This is a genomic window from Pseudomonas sp. P7758, assembly GCF_013386485.1.
In the GTDB taxonomy this organism is placed as follows: Bacteria; Pseudomonadota; Gammaproteobacteria; order Pseudomonadales; family Pseudomonadaceae; genus Aquipseudomonas.
This window is the reverse complement of sequence record NZ_JACARS010000117.1, coordinates 1-19,487: the sequence shown is the minus strand read 5'-3', so window position 1 is coordinate 19,487 and position 19,487 is coordinate 1. Positions and strand designations below refer to the sequence as shown.

Here is a 19,487-nt window from a genome sequence, read left to right as displayed (position 1 = left end):
CCGACAGGCGGGGCAGAGCGTTTTGGTTACTTTTGCGCTTTTCAAAAGTGACCCGCTGTAAGAGCGGAACCAATAGCAGCCGTTACCGCAGGAATGGATATGTACACGGTAAACGCCAACCCAAGGGGTCACTCATGTTCAACAAAATCCTCATAGCCAACCGTGGCGAAATCGCCTGCCGCATCCAGCGCACCGCCCAATCCCTGGGCTACCGCACCGTAGCAATCTACAGCGAAGCCGACACCGACGCCCTGCACGTCCAGATGGCCGACGAAGCCATCAACATCGGCCCCGCCCCGGTCACCCAGTCCTACCTGAACATCGAAGCCATCCTCAACGCAGCCCACCGCACCGGCGCCGACGCCATCCACCCCGGCTACGGCTTCCTCTCCGAAAACCCCGACTTCGCCCGAGCCTGCGCAAACGCCGGCCTCACCTTCATCGGCCCCAGCCCCGAAGCCATCGACCTGATGGGCAGCAAACGCCTCTCAAAAATCGCCATGCTCAACGCCGGCGTCCCCTGCATCAAGGGCTACCAAGGCCCCGACCAGGACGACCCAACCCTGCAACAACAAGCCACCCACATCGGCTACCCACTGATGATCAAGGCCAGCGCCGGCGGCGGCGGCCGCGGCATGCGCCTGGTACACAACCCCGACACCCTGCTGGAACACCTGCGCACCGCCCGCTCCGAAGCACAAAACGCCTTCGGCAGCGCCGAACTCATCCTCGAACAAGCCCTGATCGCCCCCCGCCACGTCGAAATCCAACTGTTCGGCGACACCCACGGCAACCTGATCTACCTCGGCGAACGCGACTGCTCGGTCCAGCGCCGCCATCAAAAAGTCATCGAAGAAGCCCCCTGCCCCGTCATGACCCCCGAGCTGCGCCAAGCCATGGGCGAAGCCGCCCTCAAGGCCGCGCGCGCCGTCAATTACGTCGGCGCCGGCACGGTGGAGTTCCTGCTCGACCGCGACGGCAATTTCTACTTCCTGGAAATGAACACCCGCCTGCAGGTCGAACACCCGGTCACCGAACTGATCACCGGCCTCGACCTCGTCGCCTGGCAACTGCACATCGCCGCCGGCCAACCTTTGCCCCTGAGTCAGGAACAAGTGACCCTCACCGGTCACGCCATGGAAGTGCGCCTGTACGCCGAAGACCCTGCCCAGGGCTTCCTCCCGCAAACCGGCGACGTACTGCGCTGGGACCCGGCGCCAGGTGTGCGCATCGATCATGGCGTGCTGGAAGGCCAGCGCATCACCCCGTTCTACGACTCGATGCTGGGCAAGATCATCGCCCACGGCGCCACCCGCGAAGAGGCCCGGCGCAAGCTGGTCAGGGCCGTGGAAGACTGCGTGCTGCTCGGCGTGCCCACCAACCAGCGCCTGCTGGCCAGCCTGCTCAAGCATCCACACTTCATCGCCGGCGATTTCAGCACCGGCTTTATTGCCGAACACTTCAGCGACATCCCGCGTACCCACGCGACCAACGAAGAGCTGGCCCTGGCCGCCGCGCTGTTTTACCAACACAGCGCCAGCGCCCACACCCAGCCATTATCCGGCTGGCGCAACAACGCCAGCGTACCCTGGACCTGGCAATTGGCCGAACACGACGAGCCCCGGACCATCAGCCTCAGTGTGCTGGCGGACAATTGCCTGCACGTCGAGATTGATCAGCACGCCATCGAAATACGCGACCTCTCCACCGACGGACGCTGGGCCACCGCCGTTCTCAACGGCATTCGCCGTCGCATTGCCTACCACCTGCAAGGCACCCGGCTCTGGTTGCCCGGCGTGTGCATCAATGATCGAACCCAAACCGTCGCCACCCGCCAGGCCGAGGCCAGCAACGGCACGGTCAAGGCGCCGATGGATGGGGCAATTGTCGAAGTACGGGTCAGCGAAGGCGATTCGGTCAGCAAGGGCCAGCTGTTGCTGGTGCTGGAAGCGATGAAAATGGAGCACCCACTCAAGGCCGGCATGAGTGGCGTGGTCAAGCGAATCCAGGCGGTTGCAGGCGATCAGGTCAGGAACCGTCAGATTTTGCTGGAGATCGAGTAAGCCCTGGGCGGAACTAGCAGGCTTGGCTACGCTCTATCCCCATCAGGACGGGAAGAGTACGGGAACCTGCGATGCCTCATTGGCTGATTATTGATCTTGAAGCCACAACGGATGAAGGCGGCTGGCCCGTGACCGAGATGGAAATCATCGAAATCGGTGTGAGCCTGGTCAACCGCCAGGGCCGTGAACTGGACCATTTCCAGCGTTTCGTGCGGCCATTGCGCAGGCCGCTGCTGACGCCGTTCTGCCGCCAGTTGACCCACATCACCCAGGCGAATATCGACGCTGCCGCGCCGTTGATCGAGGTGTGGCCGCTGTTCGAACGCTGGCTTGGCCAGCACCAGGCACGCCTGGAAGGCTGGGCGAGCTGGGGTGACTACGATCGCCAGCAACTGGAACTGGAGTGGCAGCGCCATGGCTTGAGCAGCGTGCTGGGCCAGACGCCCCACGTGAACCTCAAGCAACGCTTCGCCAAGGCCCGGCGCCTGGACAAGCAGCTGGGGCTCAACGGCGCGCTGCAACTGGCCGGCATGCAGTTCCACGGCCAACAGCATCGGGCGCTGGAAGATGCACGCAATACCGCACGGCTGCTGCCGTTGATTTTGCCCGTGTAGAAGGCATACTGGCCGACCTTTCTTGACCCTTTTCCGAGGATTCGCCCATGTTTAAAGTCAACGAGTACTTCGACGGCACCGTCAAGTCGATCGCTTTCGGCACTGCAGAAGGTCCGGCGACCATCGGCGTCATGGCCCCGGGTGAATACGAGTTCGGCACTGCCCAGCGTGAAATCATGCACGTGGTATCGGGCGCACTGACCGTCAAGCTGCCAGACAGCACCGACTGGGAAACCTTCGCCGCCGGCAGCCAGTTCAACGTGCCAGCCAACAGCAAGTTCCAGCTGAAGGTGGCGGTCGACACCGCCTACCTGTGCGAATACCGCGGCTAAACGTTCGATAGCCGAAAAAAATGCCCGTCTCGCGAGAGACGGGCATTTTTCATTTCAGGGCTGCTTACTCCAGGATCGTCACCGGCATGCCGACTTCCAGGCGGCCCACCCCATCGTTGACCAGGTTCTGCCCGAACATCACATCGCCCTCTTGCTCGCGGTAGGTCTTGAGCGTGGCCAGCGGTTCGCGGTCGGCACTGCGCTCGCCACTCGCCGGGTCGATGGTGGTGAGGATGCAGCGTGAGCAGGACTTGACCACGCGAAACTCCACATCACCGATCCGTATCCGCTTCCAGCCGTCTTCGGCAAAGGCTTCGCTGCCCTCGATCACCAGGTTGGGGCGAAAACGCAGCATCTCCATGGGCCGACCGATACGCTGGGACAGGTCATCCAGGGACGCCTGGCCGATCAGCAGCAACGGAAAGCCATCGGCAAACGCGACCTTGTCATCATCCTTGCCGTAGCCGGCCTCGGTCGTGCGCGCACGGGACAGCGGCACTTGCACCAGCCGCGTGGGTTTGCCGATGAATTCGCTGAGCCAGGCGCCTGCCTCGTCACCGGCATCCGGCACGCGCAAGGTGTCACGCCAGATGGTCACGCCGCGCAACTCGGCATCGCTGCCGGGTAGTGGCACGTCAAGCACAGGTTGGCCCTCGGCGCTCAAGGTCAGGCCACCGGCGCTGTTCCACAGCGCCGAGAGCTGGCTCATCCTGGCCACGGCGCGCTGGGTCAGGAAACGCCCGCTGGCCTCGTCCACCAACATCCAGCGTCGATCCCCGTCGAGCCCGAGTGTGTCCAGGCCGATCTGCTGCAAGGATTCACCCTTGCCGGACTTCAAGGGGTATCGGTACAACGCGCTGAGACGAAGCATGGGCCTGCATTCCTGAGGGACAAAGCCGTCACCCTAAGCTCAAGCCGGGACTTCGTCCAGCATCAGGCGCTGACGTACCACGTCCACCAACTTGTCGGGCTGGAACTTGGAGAGGAAGTTGTCGCAACCGACCTTCTTCACCATCGAGTCGTTGAAGCTGCCGGACAACGACGTATGCAGCACCACGTACAGGCTGCGCAGGCGCGGGTCGTTGCGAATCTCGGTGGTCAGGCGGTAGCCGTCCATCTCGGGCATTTCAGCGTCGGTGAAGATCATCAACAGCTTGTCGGTCATCACCTGGCCACTGTCGGCCCAGGCCTTGAGCATGTTCAGTGCCTTGAGGCCGTCGCTGGCAATGTGCATCTTCACCCCCAACTGTCCGAGGGTGTCACGCAGTTGCGAGAGGGCGACGTTGGAGTCATCCACCAGCAGCACTTCGCGGCCGCGGGCGCGTTCCAGCACCGGGTCTTCAAGTTTCTCGCGGGAAACCTTGGCGTTGTAGGGCACGATTTCGGCGAGGACTTTTTCCACGTCGATGATTTCCACCAACTGGTCATCGACCTTGCTGATGGCCGTCAGGTAATGCTGGCGCCCGGCACTTGCCGGCGGCGGCAGGATCGCCTCCCAGTTCATGTTGACGATGCGGTCGACGCCGCCCACCAGGAACGCCTGCACCGAGCGGTTGTACTCGGTGACGATAATGGTGCTGTTGGGGCCCGGAATCAGCGGACGCATGCCAATCGCCTGGGACAGGTCGATCACCGGCAACGTCTGCCCACGCAGGTTGACCACGCCGCAGACAAACGGGTGGCGCTGGGGCATCAGGGTCAACTTGGGCAGTTGCAGCACTTCCTGCACCTTGAACACGTTGATCGCGAACAGCTGCCGCCCGGCCAGGCGAAACATGAGGATCTCCAGGCGATTCTCACCCACCAATTGTGTGCGTTGATCTACCGTGTCGAGAATGCCGGCCATTAAAGACTCCTGGGGTTTAGCGGATGGATAGTGCTGGTCACTGAAGCAGGTTATCGGCGGCAAACGCCGGACCTTGACCCCCCACTAAAATGCCATGCAAATCCATTGATGTCACACTGACATCATGCTTTACTGAACCCGCTTCAACGCAAGGCCCATCACCACCGCCGCGTGACCGCAAAGTCTGCGCGAGGTTCCGCTATGTAAGGGATTCCCCTATCCACAATCAGGACCAACCTGATATTCGCGATATCTAATAGCCATTAATGTGACGCCATTCTCATTGCATGAATGGAGTCAGGCTTTTGTTTGCTATCGCAAGCCCACGGCCAACGGGTCATCCAGTGGCTTATGTACTGGCACCCAAAGAAGTTGTGCGAATGTCCCTGGAAATTGTGGGGTACTCGGGCGACGGCCGTCATTCAAATAAATTTCCTACTGAAAAGTCGGAACGGGCCTACAGATATTCGTCATATTTCAGCGGTAGTTTTACGCCATTCAACCGGTGCAACATCTCATCATCCGATCGTATGTTCTGGAGACTTGTGTGATGAACGACGGCAAAGAGTGGCAACTTGCACTTCCCGAGTTCCTCCTCGAGGCGGAAATGTTGCTGGCCAAGTCTGAAGAATGCTTGAGCCACCTGCATTTGATCCGCAACGACAGTGACGCGATCGACTGCATGAAAACCAACCTGATCAAGCTCGCGGAAAAATCCGAAGCCCTGGCCCTGAGGGCGATCAGCGAGTTCTCACGGCATATCCAGTACCTGATCAGCAACGCCGCCAGCCCCCTGCAACTGCATGACGAAGCACTTGATGCACTGCACAACTGCCTCACCCTGCTGGCCTGGCAACTGGAGTTGATCGATACAAAAACCGGCAAGCTCGGCCTGGATGAAACGGAACAAACCGTGTTGATCGCCACCGTTGTCCAACACATCCCCCAAAGCGATTTCGGCTATAAGCAACAACACAGGCCTTACGCTATTTGAGGCTTCTTCGCATTTAAGCGACAAAAATGTCGCATTCAATTGCCTGATTATCTAAAAACGACACCACAACTATTTATGCATCACGACGTCGTTAGCAGAAAAATATCAATAAGCCACTAACGACAATACTGATACAAAACAACTTCAATGATACAACTTCCCCACTCGTTGAACTCCGGGACTACCTTCCGGGACGCTGCCGTGATTAATACGCCTCATCCCGCTCGGCGCCAGGCGACCAACGGTAATAGTGGTGGTACCATGCCCCGCTCGAAGTGACTCAACTTCATGATGCATATAAACGTGAAATGCGCCTCCTATGTACGCCAGCCTGAAGTCACTCATCGCAAGGTCCGTGTCCCGAAGCAATGCACGCTGGATAACCCTCGCGCTATGCCTGTGCGCGTGCCTGCTCAGCCTGTGGGCTTATGCACACTCGGCCGATCTTCCCCTGGCGCTGTTGTCAGTGAACCTGGCCACCCTGCTGGTGGTGGGCTTGCAACAGTGGCGCTCACGCAAGTCCATCAAGTTCCAGCCCCAGGAGTTGGCCGACCGCCTGTTGCAGGTCCAGGAAAACGAACGTCATCGCCTCAGCCGCGAACTGCACGACGATATCGGCCAACTGTTGACCGCCGCCAAGCTGCAAAGTGAATGGCTCAAGCGCCGTCTTCCGGAAAACCTGCAGGGCCACTGTGCGGTGCTGTGCAACACCCTCAACGAAACCCTGGCCAAGGTGCAGGACGTGTCGGCCATCCTCAACCCCCGGCAACTGGCGAGCCTGGGCCTTGAGGCGAGCCTGCGGGCGCATCTGCTCAAGACCCTGGAAAACACCCGAGTAAGCTGGAGCCTGGAATGCCATCAACGGCTGACCGGCATCCCGGAAGAGATGGCTGTTGCCGCCTTTCGCATTACCCAGGAAGCCGTCACCAACATGCTGCGCCATGCCCAGGCACGTAACCTGCTGGTACGCCTGCAACGCCTGCCCGAAGGCCTGTCACTGTTTATCAGCGATGACGGCCAGGGCTTTTCGCCCGCCATCAACCCCGCCCAGGAAGGCCAGCGGGGCATGGCCGGGATGTCCGAGCGGATTGATCAACTGGGAGGCACATTGTCGGTCAATAGCCAGCCAGGCTCCGGGACGAGGATCGAAGCGCTTTTCCCCTGGGCGCCCCGCGCCCTCGAACGGGCCAACCCCCATAAGGTTCTAGAGTGACGTGCAACTTACTCCTGGTGGATGACCACTCCCTGATCAGGGCCGGCGTGCGTGCGCTGGTCATGGATATTCCCGGCTACGCGGTGATCGGTGAAGCGAGCGACGGCGCGCAGTTGCTGGAGCGGTTTGACGCGCTGCAACCCGACATCGTGCTGCTTGACCTGTCGATGAAGCACACCGGCGGGCTCGATGCATTGAAAGACCTCAAGCGCGCCTATCCGAAGAGCAAGGTGCTGATCCTGTCGATGCACACCGACCCGGAGCTGATCATGTGCGCGCTGGAGTCCGGCGCCCATGGCTACCTGCTCAAGGACACCACGGCCAATGAGCTGGAGCACGCGCTGCTGGCGTTGCGCAACAACGAACGCTACCTCAGCCCGGCAATCGCCCATACGGTGATCAACCAGGCGCTGATCCGCAATCAGGCCCAGGTCAACCCGCCGCCCCACAGCCACAACCTGACGGCACGCCAGTTGGAAATCCTGCGCTTGATCGTGCGCGGCAAGTCCACCCGTGAAATCGCCAATGGCCTGGGTCTGAGCATCAAGACCGTGGAAGCCCACCGCTCGCAGATCATGAAGCGCCTGCAGATTTTCGACGTGGCGGGCCTGGTGCTGTTCGCAGTGCGCGAACAGATCATCAGCCTTGACGATTAGTCAGCAACGGTGAGTCATCCGGCAGATGCACCCGCAGTGCCTGGGGCAAGGCCGAGAAGTGCAAGTCGTCACCCTGGAGTGGTTCGCCGTCGAGGTTGATCGCCAGCCCTTCGGCGACCTTGATTTCGACCCACGGCAAGCGCGCCCGCACAAACATATTGTCCAGGCCCCAGCCGTCCGTCATCAGGTTGCGCAGGGTGCCGACCACTTCCTGCGGCGCCGGCAAGATGCTGATATCCAACAAACCATCATCGGCCAGGGCGCCGGGGCACAGCACGTGGCCACCACCGGCCTGGCGCCCGTTGCCGATGCCCAGGGCCAGCAGCTCGCCGCGCCAGTGAAAGTCAGGGCCCTGCAATTCACCGTAGGCCGCGCGCAACTCGCTGAAGCGTGACAGGCCGGTAAACAGATACGCCGCGCCACCGAGGACTTTCTTCAAGTCTTCGGAGGTGTTGGCAGTGACCTGGCTGCCAAAACCACCGGTGGCCATATTCAGGAAGATCTGCCCGCCTACTTCGCCCAGGTCGATGGCACGGGCCGGTACATCCAGCAGGTCCAGGGCCTGCTCGGGCTCCAGCGGCACACCGGCGGCGCGGGCAAAATCGTTGGCGGTACCGAGGGGCATCAGCACCAGGCTGGCCTCGGTCTTGGCCCGGGCCATGGCCTCGGCCACATCCCGCAGGGTGCCGTCACCGCCGCCGGCGATCAGCCGCGTGTAGCCATCGGCAAGGGCCTGATCGACAAACCGCTGGGCATCGCCACCCTCCCACGTCACCCGTACGGCCAGGTCCCAGCCCTGCTCGCGCTTGCCCTGCACCGCCGCTCGCACCTGCTCGTTGAGGGCTTGCTTGCCGTGCAGAATCAACAGTGCCTTGGGTGTGCTCATGGATGAATGCTCCTGGGTTTAAGGTTCCTGAGGGATGTTGACCGTGGCCAATCGAAAAAAAGCCATCGGATGTAGAAATTAACCGGGGTTTGTAGCGTTTCTGACACGGATCAACTCGCACTTGGCGAAATCGACCTAGACTTATACCTATTCCCACCCGACAAGGCCGTCGCACCATGATCACCATGTCCGCCTTCCACTCCATGCTTATCCCCATCCTGACCGGCATGATCCTCCTGGCCATCGGCTTCAACTTCCGCGACAAACCCATCGGTGTGTTCGGCATGTGGATCGGCATGCTGCTGATCCTCGGCACCGTGGTTTACAAGATCCTCGCCAAACTCGCCGAATGACAATCTCACTCGCATTGCACATGACGGCCTCGTACACTCGGTCAATTCGTCGTTTTTAAGGTTGACCGCCTCGTGCTTGCCCGTCTGTTTGCCCTGCCCTGTTGCCTGCTTTTCTGCCTGCTGACCCTGCTGCCCATGGTGCCTGCCCACGCCGTGAGCCTGCCAGGGCTGCTGGGCAGCAACACCAAAACCCAGCCGCAAGCCGATGTCCCGTTGGGCCAGTCCCTGGACGAGGTGATCAAGACCCTGGAAAACGACCAGCAGCGCACCAAGCTGCTGAGCGACCTGAAAAAGCTCCGTGAGACCACGCAAAAGGCCCAGCCCGCCGCCGAACTGGGTGTACTCGGTTTGATCGGCGGCACGCTGTCGAGCCTGGAGCAACAATTCTCCGGTGCCGACAGCCCGCTCAATCGCTGGTCCAACGAGTTTGACCAGGCCAAGGATGAACTCACCGCACTGATGCTGCCGGCCAGCGAATGGCTGCCGATCATCTTTGCCTTTGCCATGATCCTGATGCTCTGGAGCCTGCTGGCCGCGATCCTGATCTGGCTCAGCCACCGGGTGCGCGAGCGCTTCGGCCTGACCGAAGAACTGCCGCAACACCCCAAGACCTGGGACCTGCTGCGCTTTGCCCTGCGCAAGCTCGGCCCGTGGCTGATCGCGTTGGTGATCACCGTCTACATGAGTTACGCACTGCCCTCGTCCCTCGGCAAATCCCTGGCAATGGTGCTGGCCTATGCGCTGGTGGTGGGCACCTGCTTCTCGGCGATCTGCGTGGTCGCGTTTTCCGTACTCGACGGCCCGCACCGTCACCGCGCGTTGTACATCCTGCGCCACCAGGCCTTCCGGCCGTTGTGGCTGATCGGCAGCTTTGCCGCCTTTGGCGAAGCCGTCAGCGACCCGCGCCTGGCCGAGAGCCTGGGCCAGCACCTGTCCCATGTCGCCGCGACCATCGCCAATGTCATGGCCGCGCTGTCCACCGGTGTGTTCATCCTGCGATTCCGCCGGCCGATTGCGCACCTGATCCGCAACCAGCCGCTGTCCCGCCGCCTGACCCGCCGCGCCCTGAGTGACACCATCGAAATCGTCGGTACCTTCTGGTACCTGCCGGCGTTGCTGCTGGTGGGCATCTCGCTGTTCGCCACCTTCGTCTCCGCCGGCGACACCAGCACCGCCCTGCGCCAGTCGTTGTTGTGCACGGTGTTGCTGGTGCTGTGCATGGTGATCAACGGCCTGGTGCGCCGTCATTCACTCAAGCCGCAGCGTGGGCACAAGCGCCATGCGCTGTACTCCGAGCGCCTGAAAAGCTTCGTCTACACCCTCGCCCACCTGGTGGTGTGGCTGGTGTTTATCGAACTCGGCCTGCGGGTCTGGGGCCTGTCGCTGATCCGCTTTACCGAAGGCGACGGGCATGAAATCAGCGTCAAGCTGTTCGGCCTTGCCGGTACATTGCTGTTTGCCTGGCTGATCTGGATCCTCAGCGACACCGCGATCCACCACGCCCTCACCCGCTCGCGCAAAGGCCTGGCCAACGCGCGTGCGCAAACGATGATGCCGTTGATTCGCAACGTGCTGTTCGTGACCATCTTCATCATTGCCGCCATCGTCGCCCTGGCGAACATGGGCATGAACGTCACGCCGCTGCTGGCGGGTGCCGGTGTGATCGGCCTGGCCATCGGTTTTGGTGCACAGTCGCTGGTGGCGGATTTGATCACCGGCCTGTTCATCATTATCGAAGACTCCCTGGCAATTGATGACTACGTGGATGTCGGCGGCCACCTGGGGACGGTCGAAGGGTTGACCATCCGTACCGTGCGCCTGCGGGACATCGACGGCATCGTGCATACGATCCCGTTCAGTGAAATCAAAAGCATCAAGAACTACTCCCGGGAGTTCGGCTACGCGATCTTCCGGGTGGCGATTCCCTACAACATGGAAATCGACGACGCCATCAAGCTGATGCGCGACGTCGGGCAGAAGATGCGCAACGACCCGTTGCAGCGGCGCAATATCTGGTCGCCGCTGGAGATTCAGGGTGTAGAAAGTTTCGAGTCCGGCAGTGCGATTCTTCGCGCCCGCTTCAAGACCGCGCCGATCAAGCAGTGGGAGGTTTCGCGGGCGTTCAACCTGTCGCTCAAGCGTCACCTCGACGAAGCCGGGCTGGACCTGGCCACCCCACGCTTGAGCGTGCAAGTGGTGACAGCGGCGGGAGGCGTGCAAGAGAAAGAATAAGCGCTGCCCGGATGACGTCAGGATCAACAACAATAATCATGGAGAGTCCTTATGCGTTTGACCGGTCTTACACACCAATGGGTATTCGGCCTGCTGTGCGGTGTCGCCAGCAGCGCGGTCATCGCCGCCAACAGCGGCCAGGACAGTGCCCGCGAAACCATCGCCGCCCAGGCCAAAGTACTGGAACCGGCCTTGCTGGAAACCCGGCGCGACATCCACGCCCATCCTGAACTGGGCAACACCGAACATCGCACCGCGGAGCTGGTGGCCAAGCAGCTGCGGGAGATGGGGCTGGAGGTCAAGACTGGCGTGGCGCGCACGGGCGTTGTCGCCATCCTCAAGGGCGCCCTGCCCGGCCCCACCGTGGCCTTGCGCGCCGACATGGATGCGCTGCCGGTCAAGGAAGTCTCCGGCCTGCCCTTCGCCTCGAAGGCCAAGGGTGTGTACCTCGATAAAGAAGTCGACGTGATGCACGCCTGCGGCCACGACGCCCACACCGCCATCCTGCTGAGCACGGCGAAAATCCTTACAGGTATGCGCGATCGTCTGCCTGGGACCGTGGTGTTTTATTTCCAGCCGGCTGAAGAAGGCCCGAGCGACTTTATCCCCGACGGTAAAAACACTTGGGGCGCGAAGATGATGGTGCAGGAAGGGCTGATGAAATCGCCCAAGCCGGATGCCGTTTTTGGGCTGCATGTGTGGGCCGGGGTGCCTGCGGGGCAGATTGCGTATCGGCCGGGGCCGACGCTGGCGAGCTCGGATGACCTGCGGATCAAGATCCTGGGCAAGCAGACCCATGCGGGGCGGCCGTGGGATGGGATCGATCCGATTACCGTGGGGGCGCAGGCCATTGTGGGGCTGCAGACGGTGGTCAGTCGGCGTACCGACATTTCTTCGTTTCCGGCGGTGGTGAGTATTGGCACCATCAACGGAGGGACGCGGTACAACATCATTCCTGAGTCGGTGGATATGAGTGGGACCATTCGCTCCTACGACTATGGCATTCGCCAGAAGCTGCATGCGGATGTGCGGCAGACCGTCGAGAAAATCGCCGAGAGTGGTGGGGCGAAGGCTGAGGTGACGATCATTGAGAAGTACGATCCGACCATCAACAACCCGGCGCTGACCGAAAAGATGCTGCCGAGTTTGCGTTGGGCGGCGAATGGCGACGTAGTGAATGCCCCGTTGGTGGGTGGGGCTGAGGACTTCTCGTTTTATGCCAAGGAAGCGCCGGGGTTGTTTGTGTTTCTGGGGGTGACGCCGAGGGATCAGGACATGAGCAAGGCGGCACCGAATCATAATCCGGGGTTCTTTGTGGATGAGTCGGCGTTGGTGGTTGGGGTACGGACGCTGGCATCGTTGGCGACTGATTATTTGTATGCCAATGCGGCGGATTGAGGGTATATCCGTTATTCAGGTAACGGCCGCCTAGGGTTCCGCTCTTGCCCCACCACTCTGCACCTCGCTCGGGCTTAAGTGTGGTGAAGCAACAGCAAACCCAAAGGCGGACACGATCCAAATGTGGGAGCGGGCTTGCTCGCGAAGGTCGTTAACGATGACGTGGGTATCCTGACTCAACGCGGCGCCCTCAGGTTTTTCGCGAGCAAGCCCGCTCCCACATACAGCGGCTCTGCTTTTGCTCTAACACCCAGGTCATCGGGGTAAAGCCCTGTGCTTACTTGGGGCTGGGCCGGCATTCCAGCTGTTCAAAAGTGAGCCGCTGTGAGAGCGGAACCAAAAGCCGCCGTGACCTAAATAACGGATACACACAGGCAAAACGTCAAACCACATCCACCCCCACATGAATCGCATCATGCCGCCAAAACTCCAGATCACAATCAATCAACCGCTCATGCTGATCATAATTAACCCGAGCAATCCGCAACCCCGGGCTCCCCACCGACACCCTCAACGCCGCCGCAGCCTCAACCTGCAATGACGTCGGCACAATCTCAAACCGCACCCGCCCGTAGTGCAAGTCATACACCCGCGCATACAACTCCGTAATCGACTGATTCAAATCACACCCCAGAATCCCCGGAAAATACTGCGGGTTCAGATAGTGCTCCACATACAACACCAACCGCCCATCAATCCTGCGCCCCCGGCAAATCTGAATCACGCTGGACAACGCCGGCAACTGCAACCACGCACACACCGCCGCCGAAGCCGGCTGCAACCGCGCCGAAATCACCTCGGTCGACGGCACCCGACCCTGGGCACTCACCATCGCGTGAAAATGACTGCGCTGCATCAGGTTATAGGCAAGCCTGGGCGGTGACACAAACCACCCCCGCCGCTCCTCGCGATAAATCTGCCCTTGGGCCTCAAGTTGTAACAAGGCTTCCCGCACCGTAATGCGGGTGGTACCAAACAACTCGCTGAGCTTGCGCTCGGCCGGCAGCTTACTGGCAGGCGCCAACAAGCCATGGTCGATCTGCTCTTGCAGCGCCAGGCCAATGGTTGTCACCGCCTTGGTTGCCTCATCACGCATCAACGTTACCTATCTGGACTAGACCAGCACTATTCAGGTGCACAAAACGCCCGCTAAACGCGCCTCTGCTGTTGCGTGCAAGCCTAGGCATTGCACATGACCGACAGATGACAGCGCCTCGCGACGTCCTGCCACAAGACCTGCAATACATCGGCCAAGTCCAAGGCTTCCGGGCGGTTGGGCATGGTCTACGCTTACCCGGTGATCCCCCGTCCAGGCCAACAAAAAACGACATCGACATGAAACTGTCATCCGCCACGCCTAAATTGGCTCGTGTATTGCTGACCTAGACCAACACCACCGCAAACGTCGATAAAAACGCAGCGTTGAAAACGCCCAAAGGAGCTTCGGATGAAACAGCTTTTCCTGGCATCACTGTTAGGCTCGACCATTGCCATGTGCACCGCCGCCATGGCCGCTGATACCGATCTAAAAACCCTGGAAGCCGCCGCGAAAGCGGAAGGCGCCGTCAACAGCGTCGGCATGCCCGATGACTGGGCCAACTGGAAAGGCACCTGGGACGACCTGGCCAAGACCTACGGCCTCAAGCACATCGACACCGACATGAGCTCCGCCCAGGAAGTCGCCAAGTTTGCGGCAGAGAAAGACAACGCCAGCGCCGACATCGGCGACGTGGGTGCAGCCTTCGGCCCGATCGCGGTGAAACAGGGCGTTACCCAACCGTACAAACCGACCACCTGGGCACAAGTCCCGGATTGGGCGAAAGACAAGGACGGTAACTGGGCCCTGGCCTACACCGGCACCATCGCCTTTATCGTCAACAAAAAACTCCTGCACGGCTCCGAAGCTCCGAAAAGCTGGGCTGACCTGAAGACCGGCAAATACAAGGTTTCCATCGGTGACGTGAGCACCGCCGCCCAGGCGGCCAACGGCGTACTCGCCGCCGCACTCGCCAACGGTGGCGACGAGAAGAACATTCAGCCGGCGCTGCTGATGTTCGCCGACATCGCCAAGCAAGGCCGCCTGTCGCTGGCCAACCCAACCATCGCCACCATGGAAAAAGGCGAAGTGGAAGTGGGCGTGGTCTGGGACTTCAACGGCCTGAGCTACAAGGCCAAGATGGCCAACCCGGATGACTACGTGGTGCTGATCCCATCGGACGGCTCGGTGATTTCCGGCTACACCACCATCATCAACAAATACGCCAAGCACCCGAACGCCGCCAAGCTGACCCGCGAATACATCTTCAGCGACGCCGGCCAGACCAACCTGGCGCGTGGCAATGCGCGGCCGATCCGTGCCGAGCACCTGACCTTGCCAGCCGACGTACAGGCCAAGCTGCTGCCTAACGAGCAGTACAAGAACGTCACGCCGATCAAGGACGCAGACGCTTGGGAGAAGACCTCCAAGGCACTGCCGCAGAAGTGGCAGGAAGAAGTCATCATCAATATGCAATAAGGCTTAATACGCCTGTTCAAGTGGAACGCGGTCAGTGTGGGAGCTGGCTTGCCTGCGATAGCGGTATGACATTCAGCAGTATTGTCGACTGACACACCGCTATCGCAGGCAAGCCAGCTCCCACATTTGATCGGTGTTCCAACCGAAAAACCGAGTCAAGCCTATTTGTTGCGGAGCCCCAGCCCCTATGAAGCACAACGTCATCCTTGTCGTGCTCGACGGCCTGAATTACGAGGTTGCCCGACACGCCATGGGGCACTTGCAGGCCTATGTCGGCGCAGGACGCGCAGCACTGTACAAACTGGAATGTGAACTGCCGGCCCTGTCCCGGCCACTGTACGAATGCATCCTCACCGGCGTCCCGCCGATCGAGAGCGGCATCGTCCACAACAACGTCTCGCGCCTGTCCAATCAGCGCAGCATTTTCCATTACGCCACCGACGCCGGTTTATCCACGGCGGCGGCGGCGTATCACTGGGTCAGCGAGTTGTATAACCGCTCGCCCTTTATCGCCGCCCGGGATCGGCATACCAGCGACTCGGCCCTGGCGATCCAGCACGGGCATTTCTACTGGAATGACCATTACCCGGACTCGCACCTGTTTGCCGACGCCGAAAGCCTGCGCCTCAAACACGCGCCGAATTTCCTGGTAGTGCACCCGATGAACATCGACGATGCCGGCCACAAGCACGGCCTCGACACCCCGCAATATCGCAACAGCGCGCGCTCGGCCGACATCATCCTCGCCGACTACCTGCAAGGCTGGCTCGACGCCGGTTACCAGGTACTGGTGACGGCCGACCACGGCATGAACAACGACCGCTCCCACAACGGCCTGCTGCCGGAAGAACGGGAAGTGCCGCTGTTTGTGCTGGGTGATGCCTTCAGCCTCGACACCCACGCCACGCCCAAACAAACCGAGCTGTGCGGCACCGTCTGCGAGCTGTTGGGTGTACCCCACGACAAACCTGTATGCCGGGAGCTGTTGAAGTGAATTCAGTGATCCGCGGCAAATGGCTGGCCGCCTTGTGCCTGGTGCCCTTCGCCATCTTCTTTATCGTGTTCGAAATCGCCCCGCTGGTGTGGGTAATGATCAGCAGCGTCCAGTCCGAAGAGTTCGGCTGGGGCCTGGCCAACTTCAGCAAGATCTTCAGCTCGAAGTTCTATATGCAGGCGATCCAGTACAGCCTGGAAATCAGTTTCTACTCCAGCGTGTTCGGGATCATCATCGCCGTACTCGGCAGCTACTCGCTGCGCCGGGTCGACGGGCCGCTGCGCAATTTCGTGACCGCGTTCGCCAACATGACCAGCAATTTTGCCGGCGTACCCCTGGCCTTCGCCTTCATCATCCTGCTGGGGTTCAACGGCAGCATCACCATCATGCTCAAGCAGGCGGGGATCATTCAGGACTTCAACCTGTACTCCAAGACCGGCCTGATCATCCTTTATACCTACTTCCAGATTCCCCTCGGCGTGTTGCTGCTCTACCCGGCCTTTGACGCACTGCGTGAAGACTGGCGCGAGTCTGCTTCATTGCTCGGCGCGGACGGCTGGCAGTACTGGCGGCACATCGGTCTGCCGGTGCTGACCCCGGCGCTGCTGGGCACCTTCGTGATCCTGCTGGCCAACGCTCTCGGCGCCTACGCCACGGTGTACGCGCTGACCACCGGCAACTTCAACGTGCTGCCGATCCGCATCGCGGCGATGGTCTCCGGCGATATTTCCCTGGACCCGAACATGGCCAGTGCCCTGGCCGTGGTGCTGGTGGCGCTGATGACCGTGGTGACCGTGGTCCATCAACTGCTGCTCAAGAGGAGCTACCATGTCTCGCGCTGAACCTGGCTCGGCCGCCCTCTACCACCGCGTAGTGGTGTATCTGTTGTTTGCAATCCTGGTGCTGCCGTTGCTCGGCACCCTGGTCTACTCCATCGCCAGCAGTTGGTCGGCGACCATCCTGCCATCCGGCTTTACCTTCAAATGGTATATCCAGCTGTGGAGTGACCCGCGCTTCCTGAATGCCTTCGGCCAGTCGCTGCTGGTGTGCGTTGGCGCGCTGATCTTGTCGGTGGTGCTGATCCTGCCGCTGCTGTTTGTGGTGCATTACCACTTTCCGAAACTCGACGCGCTGATGAACATTTTGATCCTGCTGCCCTTCGCGGTGCCGCCGGTGGTGTCGTCGGTGGGGCTGTTGCAGCTCTACGGCTCGGGGCCATTTGCGATGGTGGGTACGCCGTGGATCCTGATCGGTTGCTACTTCACCGTGGCGCTGCCGTTCATGTACCGGGCGATCACCAACAACCTGCAAGCGATCAACCTGCGGGACCTGATGGACGCCGCCCAACTGCTCGGTGCCAGCACCTTCCAGGCGGCGTTCCTGGTGGTGCTGCCGAACCTGCGCAAGGGCTTGATGGTGGCATTGCTGCTGTCGTTCTCGTTCCTGTTCGGCGAGTTCGTGTTCGCCAACATCCTGGTGGGCACCCGCTACGAAACCCTGCAGGTGTACCTCAACAATATGCGTAACAGCAGCGGCCACTTCACCAGTGCCCTGGTGATCTCCTATTTCTTCTTCGTGCTGGTGCTGACCTGGGCCGCCAACATCTTGAACAAGGACAAAAGCCAATGAGCTTCGTCAGCGTCCAACACCTGCAAAAAGGCTACGCCGGTACGCCGGTATTCAGTGACATCAACTGCGAAATCGCCAAGGGCGAATTCGTCACCCTGCTTGGCCCGTCGGGCTGCGGCAAGTCGACCCTGCTGCGCTGCATCGCCGGCCTGACCTCGGTGGACAGCGGGAAAATCCTGCTGGATGGCCAGGACATCGTCCCGCTGAGCCCACAGAAACGGCATATCGGCATGGTGTTCCAGAGCTACGCGCTGTTCCCCAACATGACCGTGGAACAGAACGTCGCCTTCGGCCTGCGCATGCAGAAGGTCAATGCCGACGACAGCCACAAACGCGTGCAGGAAGTGTTGCAACTGGTGGAGCTGAAAGAACTCGCCGGCCGCTACCCGCATCAGATGTCCGGCGGCCAGTGCCAGCGCGTGGCCCTCGCCCGCTCGCTGGTGACGCGCCCGCGCCTGCTGTTGCTCGACGAGCCGTTGTCTGCCCTCGATGCACGGATTCGCAAGCACCTGCGCGAACAGATTCGCCAGATCCAGCGCGAGCTGGGCCTGACCACCATCTTCGTGACCCATGATCAGGAAGAAGCCCTGACCATGTCCGACCGGATCTTCCTGATGAACCAGGGCAAGATCGTGCAGAGCGGCGATGCCGAGACCCTCTACACCGCGCCGGTGGATGTGTTCGCCGCGGGCTTTATCGGCAACTACAACCTGCTTGATGCCGACAAGGCCAGCAAACTGTTGCAGCGTCCGATCACCGGGCGCATCGCCATTCGCCCGGAGGCCATCGAGCTCAGCCGCAGCGGTGAGCTGGATGCGTTGGTGCGCAGCCACAGCCTGTTGGGCAACGTGATTCGCTACCGCATCGAAGCCCGGGGCGTGGAATTGGTGGTGGACGTGCTCAACCGCTCGGCTGACGATCTGCACCCGGATGGTCAGAGATTGGCACTTTCCATCGACCCAAGTGCGTTGTGTGAAGTAGCCTGACGCACGATTTATTTGAGAGAGCGTGACAGATGGCATTGGTAATTTTTGATCTGGACGACACCCTGATCCACGGCGACTGCGCCACCCTGTGGAGCGAGCAGATGGGCCGCCTGGGCTGGGTGGATGGTGAGTCGTTCATGCGCAAGAACGACGAACTGATGGCGGCCTACAGCCGCGGTGAGCTGGCCATGGAGGATTTCATGGACTTCAGCCTGGAGCCGATGATTGGCCGCACGCCGGAAGAGATCGAGCACCTTGTAGAGCCGTGGGTGGAAGACGTTATCGAGCCGCTGATCTACAGCGAAGCCACCCGTACCATTGCACAGCACCGCAAGAATGGTGACCGGATTTTGGTGATCTCGGCGTCGGGGACGCACCTGGTCAAGCCGATTGCGGCGCGTATCGGCATTGATGAAGTGCTGGGGATTGAGCTGGACGTCGCCCATGGGGTGTACAGCGGCAAGACCACAGGTGTACTGACTTACCGCGAAGGCAAGATCACTCGCCTGATGGAATGGCTGGAGCAGGAAGGTGAGCACCTTGATGGGGCGTACTTCTACTCGGATTCGCGCAATGATTTGCCGCTGTTGCTGAAGGTGGAGAACCCGCAGGTGGTGAATCCGGACCCGGTGCTGCGGGCGCATGCTGAGAAGGCTGGGTGGCCGATTCATCATTGGGTCTGACGTTTTGTGCTGGTTTGAGGTGGGTACATATCCGTTATTTAGGTAACGGCCGCCTATGGTTTCGCTCTTACAGCGAGTCACTTTGGAAAAGCC

18 protein-coding genes and 1 pseudogene are annotated in these 19,487 nt (G+C 60.7%); 15 read left to right on the top strand and 4 right to left on the bottom strand.

Translation table 11 applies throughout. The features are described 5' to 3' along the window. Positions 1–134: 134 nt before the first annotated feature. From HX873_RS23640 to HX873_RS23630, 3 genes are all read left to right on the top strand, one after another. Entirely contained in the window at positions 135–2,063 is a 1,929-nt protein-coding gene (locus HX873_RS23640) for an acetyl/propionyl/methylcrotonyl-CoA carboxylase subunit alpha (protein WP_177123291.1), read from the top strand. A 71-nt stretch (positions 2,064–2,134) separates the two neighbouring features. Further along, the gene (locus HX873_RS23635) at positions 2,135–2,677 is read left to right on the top strand and encodes an exonuclease domain-containing protein (protein WP_177123290.1); all 543 of its coding nucleotides are present in this window, start codon (positions 2,135–2,137) and stop codon (positions 2,675–2,677) included. A gap of 47 nt (positions 2,678–2,724) precedes the next feature. After that, complete coding sequence (locus HX873_RS23630) at positions 2,725–3,009, top strand: pyrimidine/purine nucleoside phosphorylase (RefSeq protein WP_003183665.1); 285 nt, start codon at positions 2,725–2,727, stop codon at positions 3,007–3,009. A gap of 64 nt (positions 3,010–3,073) precedes the next feature. Here the strand turns inward: HX873_RS23630 and HX873_RS23625 are convergent, their stop codons facing one another. Both HX873_RS23625 and HX873_RS23620 read right to left on the bottom strand, forming a co-directional pair. Continuing rightward, a complete protein-coding gene (locus HX873_RS23625) occupies positions 3,074–3,880 on the bottom strand; it encodes an MOSC domain-containing protein (protein ID WP_177123289.1) in 807 nt (268 codons plus the stop codon). 39 nt (positions 3,881–3,919) lie between these two features. After that, entirely contained in the window at positions 3,920–4,855 is a 936-nt protein-coding gene (locus HX873_RS23620) for a chemotaxis protein CheV (protein ID WP_008430676.1), read from the bottom strand. 550 nt (positions 4,856–5,405) lie between these two features. Between HX873_RS23620 and HX873_RS23615 the strand changes: the two genes are divergently transcribed. From HX873_RS23615 to HX873_RS23605, 3 genes are all read left to right on the top strand, one after another. After that, on the top strand, positions 5,406–5,849 hold the full coding sequence (locus HX873_RS23615; RefSeq protein ID WP_003219767.1) for a hypothetical protein: 444 nt from the start codon (positions 5,406–5,408) through the stop codon (positions 5,847–5,849). Between the two features lie 319 nt (positions 5,850–6,168). Next, complete coding sequence (locus tag HX873_RS23610) at positions 6,169–7,062, top strand: sensor histidine kinase (RefSeq protein WP_003219766.1); 894 nt, start codon at positions 6,169–6,171, stop codon at positions 7,060–7,062. Beyond that, on the top strand, positions 7,059–7,718 hold the full coding sequence (locus tag HX873_RS23605; RefSeq protein WP_003219763.1) for a response regulator transcription factor: 660 nt from the start codon (positions 7,059–7,061) through the stop codon (positions 7,716–7,718). The genes HX873_RS23610 and HX873_RS23605 overlap by 4 nt, the downstream gene beginning before the upstream one ends. Here HX873_RS23605 and yegS read toward each other — a convergent pair. After that, positions 7,680–8,604: pseudogene (gene yegS / locus HX873_RS23600) on the bottom strand (lipid kinase YegS); the annotation flags it as partial. The gene HX873_RS23605 and the pseudogene yegS sit on opposite strands and share 39 nt — an antisense overlap. Positions 8,605–8,780: 176 nt before the next feature. On the opposite strand from yegS, the gene HX873_RS23595 reads away from it, so the two are divergent. The 3 genes from HX873_RS23595 to HX873_RS23585 all read left to right on the top strand — a co-directional run bounded on the left by HX873_RS23595 (position 8,781) and on the right by HX873_RS23585 (position 12,587). Beyond that, complete coding sequence (locus HX873_RS23595) at positions 8,781–8,957, top strand: hypothetical protein (protein WP_003219760.1); 177 nt, start codon at positions 8,781–8,783, stop codon at positions 8,955–8,957. 72 nt (positions 8,958–9,029) lie between these two features. Further along, positions 9,030–11,189 carry a mechanosensitive ion channel family protein gene (locus tag HX873_RS23590; RefSeq protein ID WP_177123288.1) on the top strand — a complete coding sequence of 720 codons (2,160 nt, stop codon included), beginning with the start codon at positions 9,030–9,032 and terminating at the stop codon, positions 11,187–11,189. Between the two features lie 51 nt (positions 11,190–11,240). Beyond that, positions 11,241–12,587 (top strand): amidohydrolase, encoded by a 1,347-nt coding sequence (locus tag HX873_RS23585; RefSeq protein WP_177010028.1) that lies wholly within the window; start codon positions 11,241–11,243, stop codon positions 12,585–12,587. Between the two features lie 382 nt (positions 12,588–12,969). Here the strand turns inward: HX873_RS23585 and HX873_RS23580 are convergent, their stop codons facing one another. Then, a complete protein-coding gene (locus tag HX873_RS23580; RefSeq protein ID WP_003219754.1) occupies positions 12,970–13,683 on the bottom strand; it encodes a UTRA domain-containing protein in 714 nt (237 codons plus the stop codon). 351 nt (positions 13,684–14,034) lie between these two features. On the opposite strand from HX873_RS23580, the gene HX873_RS23575 reads away from it, so the two are divergent. The 6 genes from HX873_RS23575 to HX873_RS23550 all read left to right on the top strand — a co-directional run bounded on the left by HX873_RS23575 (position 14,035) and on the right by HX873_RS23550 (position 19,394). Next, positions 14,035–15,102 (top strand): ABC transporter substrate-binding protein, encoded by a 1,068-nt coding sequence (locus HX873_RS23575; RefSeq protein WP_177123287.1) that lies wholly within the window; start codon positions 14,035–14,037, stop codon positions 15,100–15,102. A gap of 187 nt (positions 15,103–15,289) precedes the next feature. Beyond that, positions 15,290–16,096, top strand: coding sequence for an alkaline phosphatase family protein (locus HX873_RS23570; protein ID WP_003219750.1), 807 nt, complete (start codon positions 15,290–15,292; stop codon positions 16,094–16,096). Next, positions 16,093–16,938 (top strand): ABC transporter permease subunit, encoded by an 846-nt coding sequence (locus tag HX873_RS23565; RefSeq protein WP_003219748.1) that lies wholly within the window; start codon positions 16,093–16,095, stop codon positions 16,936–16,938. Before HX873_RS23570 ends, HX873_RS23565 begins: the two co-directional genes overlap by 4 nt. Continuing rightward, on the top strand, positions 16,925–17,725 hold the full coding sequence (locus HX873_RS23560) for an ABC transporter permease (RefSeq protein ID WP_003219747.1): 801 nt from the start codon (positions 16,925–16,927) through the stop codon (positions 17,723–17,725). Before HX873_RS23565 ends, HX873_RS23560 begins: the two co-directional genes overlap by 14 nt. Continuing rightward, positions 17,722–18,711 (top strand): ABC transporter ATP-binding protein, encoded by a 990-nt coding sequence (locus tag HX873_RS23555; RefSeq protein WP_003219745.1) that lies wholly within the window; start codon positions 17,722–17,724, stop codon positions 18,709–18,711. The genes HX873_RS23560 and HX873_RS23555 overlap by 4 nt, the downstream gene beginning before the upstream one ends. A gap of 29 nt (positions 18,712–18,740) precedes the next feature. Next, positions 18,741–19,394 (top strand): HAD family phosphatase, encoded by a 654-nt coding sequence (locus HX873_RS23550; protein WP_003219744.1) that lies wholly within the window; start codon positions 18,741–18,743, stop codon positions 19,392–19,394. The last annotated feature ends 93 nt before the right edge of the window (positions 19,395–19,487 follow it).

Bases quoted from the DNA above. Each gene is read 5' to 3' on its own strand.
- HX873_RS23560 (WP_003219747.1), top strand. From the start codon at position 16,925: ATGTCTCGCGCTGAACCTGGCTCGGCCGCCCTCTACCACCGCGTAGTG.
- HX873_RS23610 (WP_003219766.1), top strand. From the start codon at position 6,169: ATGTACGCCAGCCTGAAGTCACTCATCGCAAGGTCCGTGTCCCGAAGC.
- HX873_RS23570 (WP_003219750.1), top strand. From the start codon at position 15,290: ATGAAGCACAACGTCATCCTTGTCGTGCTCGACGGCCTGAATTACGAG.
- HX873_RS23620 (WP_008430676.1), bottom strand. From the start codon at position 4,855: ATGGCCGGCATTCTCGACACGGTAGATCAACGCACACAATTGGTGGGT.
- HX873_RS23595 (WP_003219760.1), top strand. From the start codon at position 8,781: ATGATCACCATGTCCGCCTTCCACTCCATGCTTATCCCCATCCTGACC.
- HX873_RS23635 (WP_177123290.1), top strand. From the start codon at position 2,135: ATGCCTCATTGGCTGATTATTGATCTTGAAGCCACAACGGATGAAGGC.
- HX873_RS23575 (WP_177123287.1), top strand. From the start codon at position 14,035: ATGAAACAGCTTTTCCTGGCATCACTGTTAGGCTCGACCATTGCCATG.
- HX873_RS23640 (WP_177123291.1), top strand. From the start codon at position 135: ATGTTCAACAAAATCCTCATAGCCAACCGTGGCGAAATCGCCTGCCGC.
- HX873_RS23625 (WP_177123289.1), bottom strand. From the start codon at position 3,880: ATGCTTCGTCTCAGCGCGTTGTACCGATACCCCTTGAAGTCCGGCAAG.
- HX873_RS23585 (WP_177010028.1), top strand. From the start codon at position 11,241: ATGCGTTTGACCGGTCTTACACACCAATGGGTATTCGGCCTGCTGTGC.
- HX873_RS23630 (WP_003183665.1), top strand. From the start codon at position 2,725: ATGTTTAAAGTCAACGAGTACTTCGACGGCACCGTCAAGTCGATCGCT.
- HX873_RS23580 (WP_003219754.1), bottom strand. From the start codon at position 13,683: ATGCGTGATGAGGCAACCAAGGCGGTGACAACCATTGGCCTGGCGCTG.
- HX873_RS23550 (WP_003219744.1), top strand. From the start codon at position 18,741: ATGGCATTGGTAATTTTTGATCTGGACGACACCCTGATCCACGGCGAC.
- HX873_RS23615 (WP_003219767.1), top strand. From the start codon at position 5,406: ATGAACGACGGCAAAGAGTGGCAACTTGCACTTCCCGAGTTCCTCCTC.
- HX873_RS23555 (WP_003219745.1), top strand. From the start codon at position 17,722: ATGAGCTTCGTCAGCGTCCAACACCTGCAAAAAGGCTACGCCGGTACG.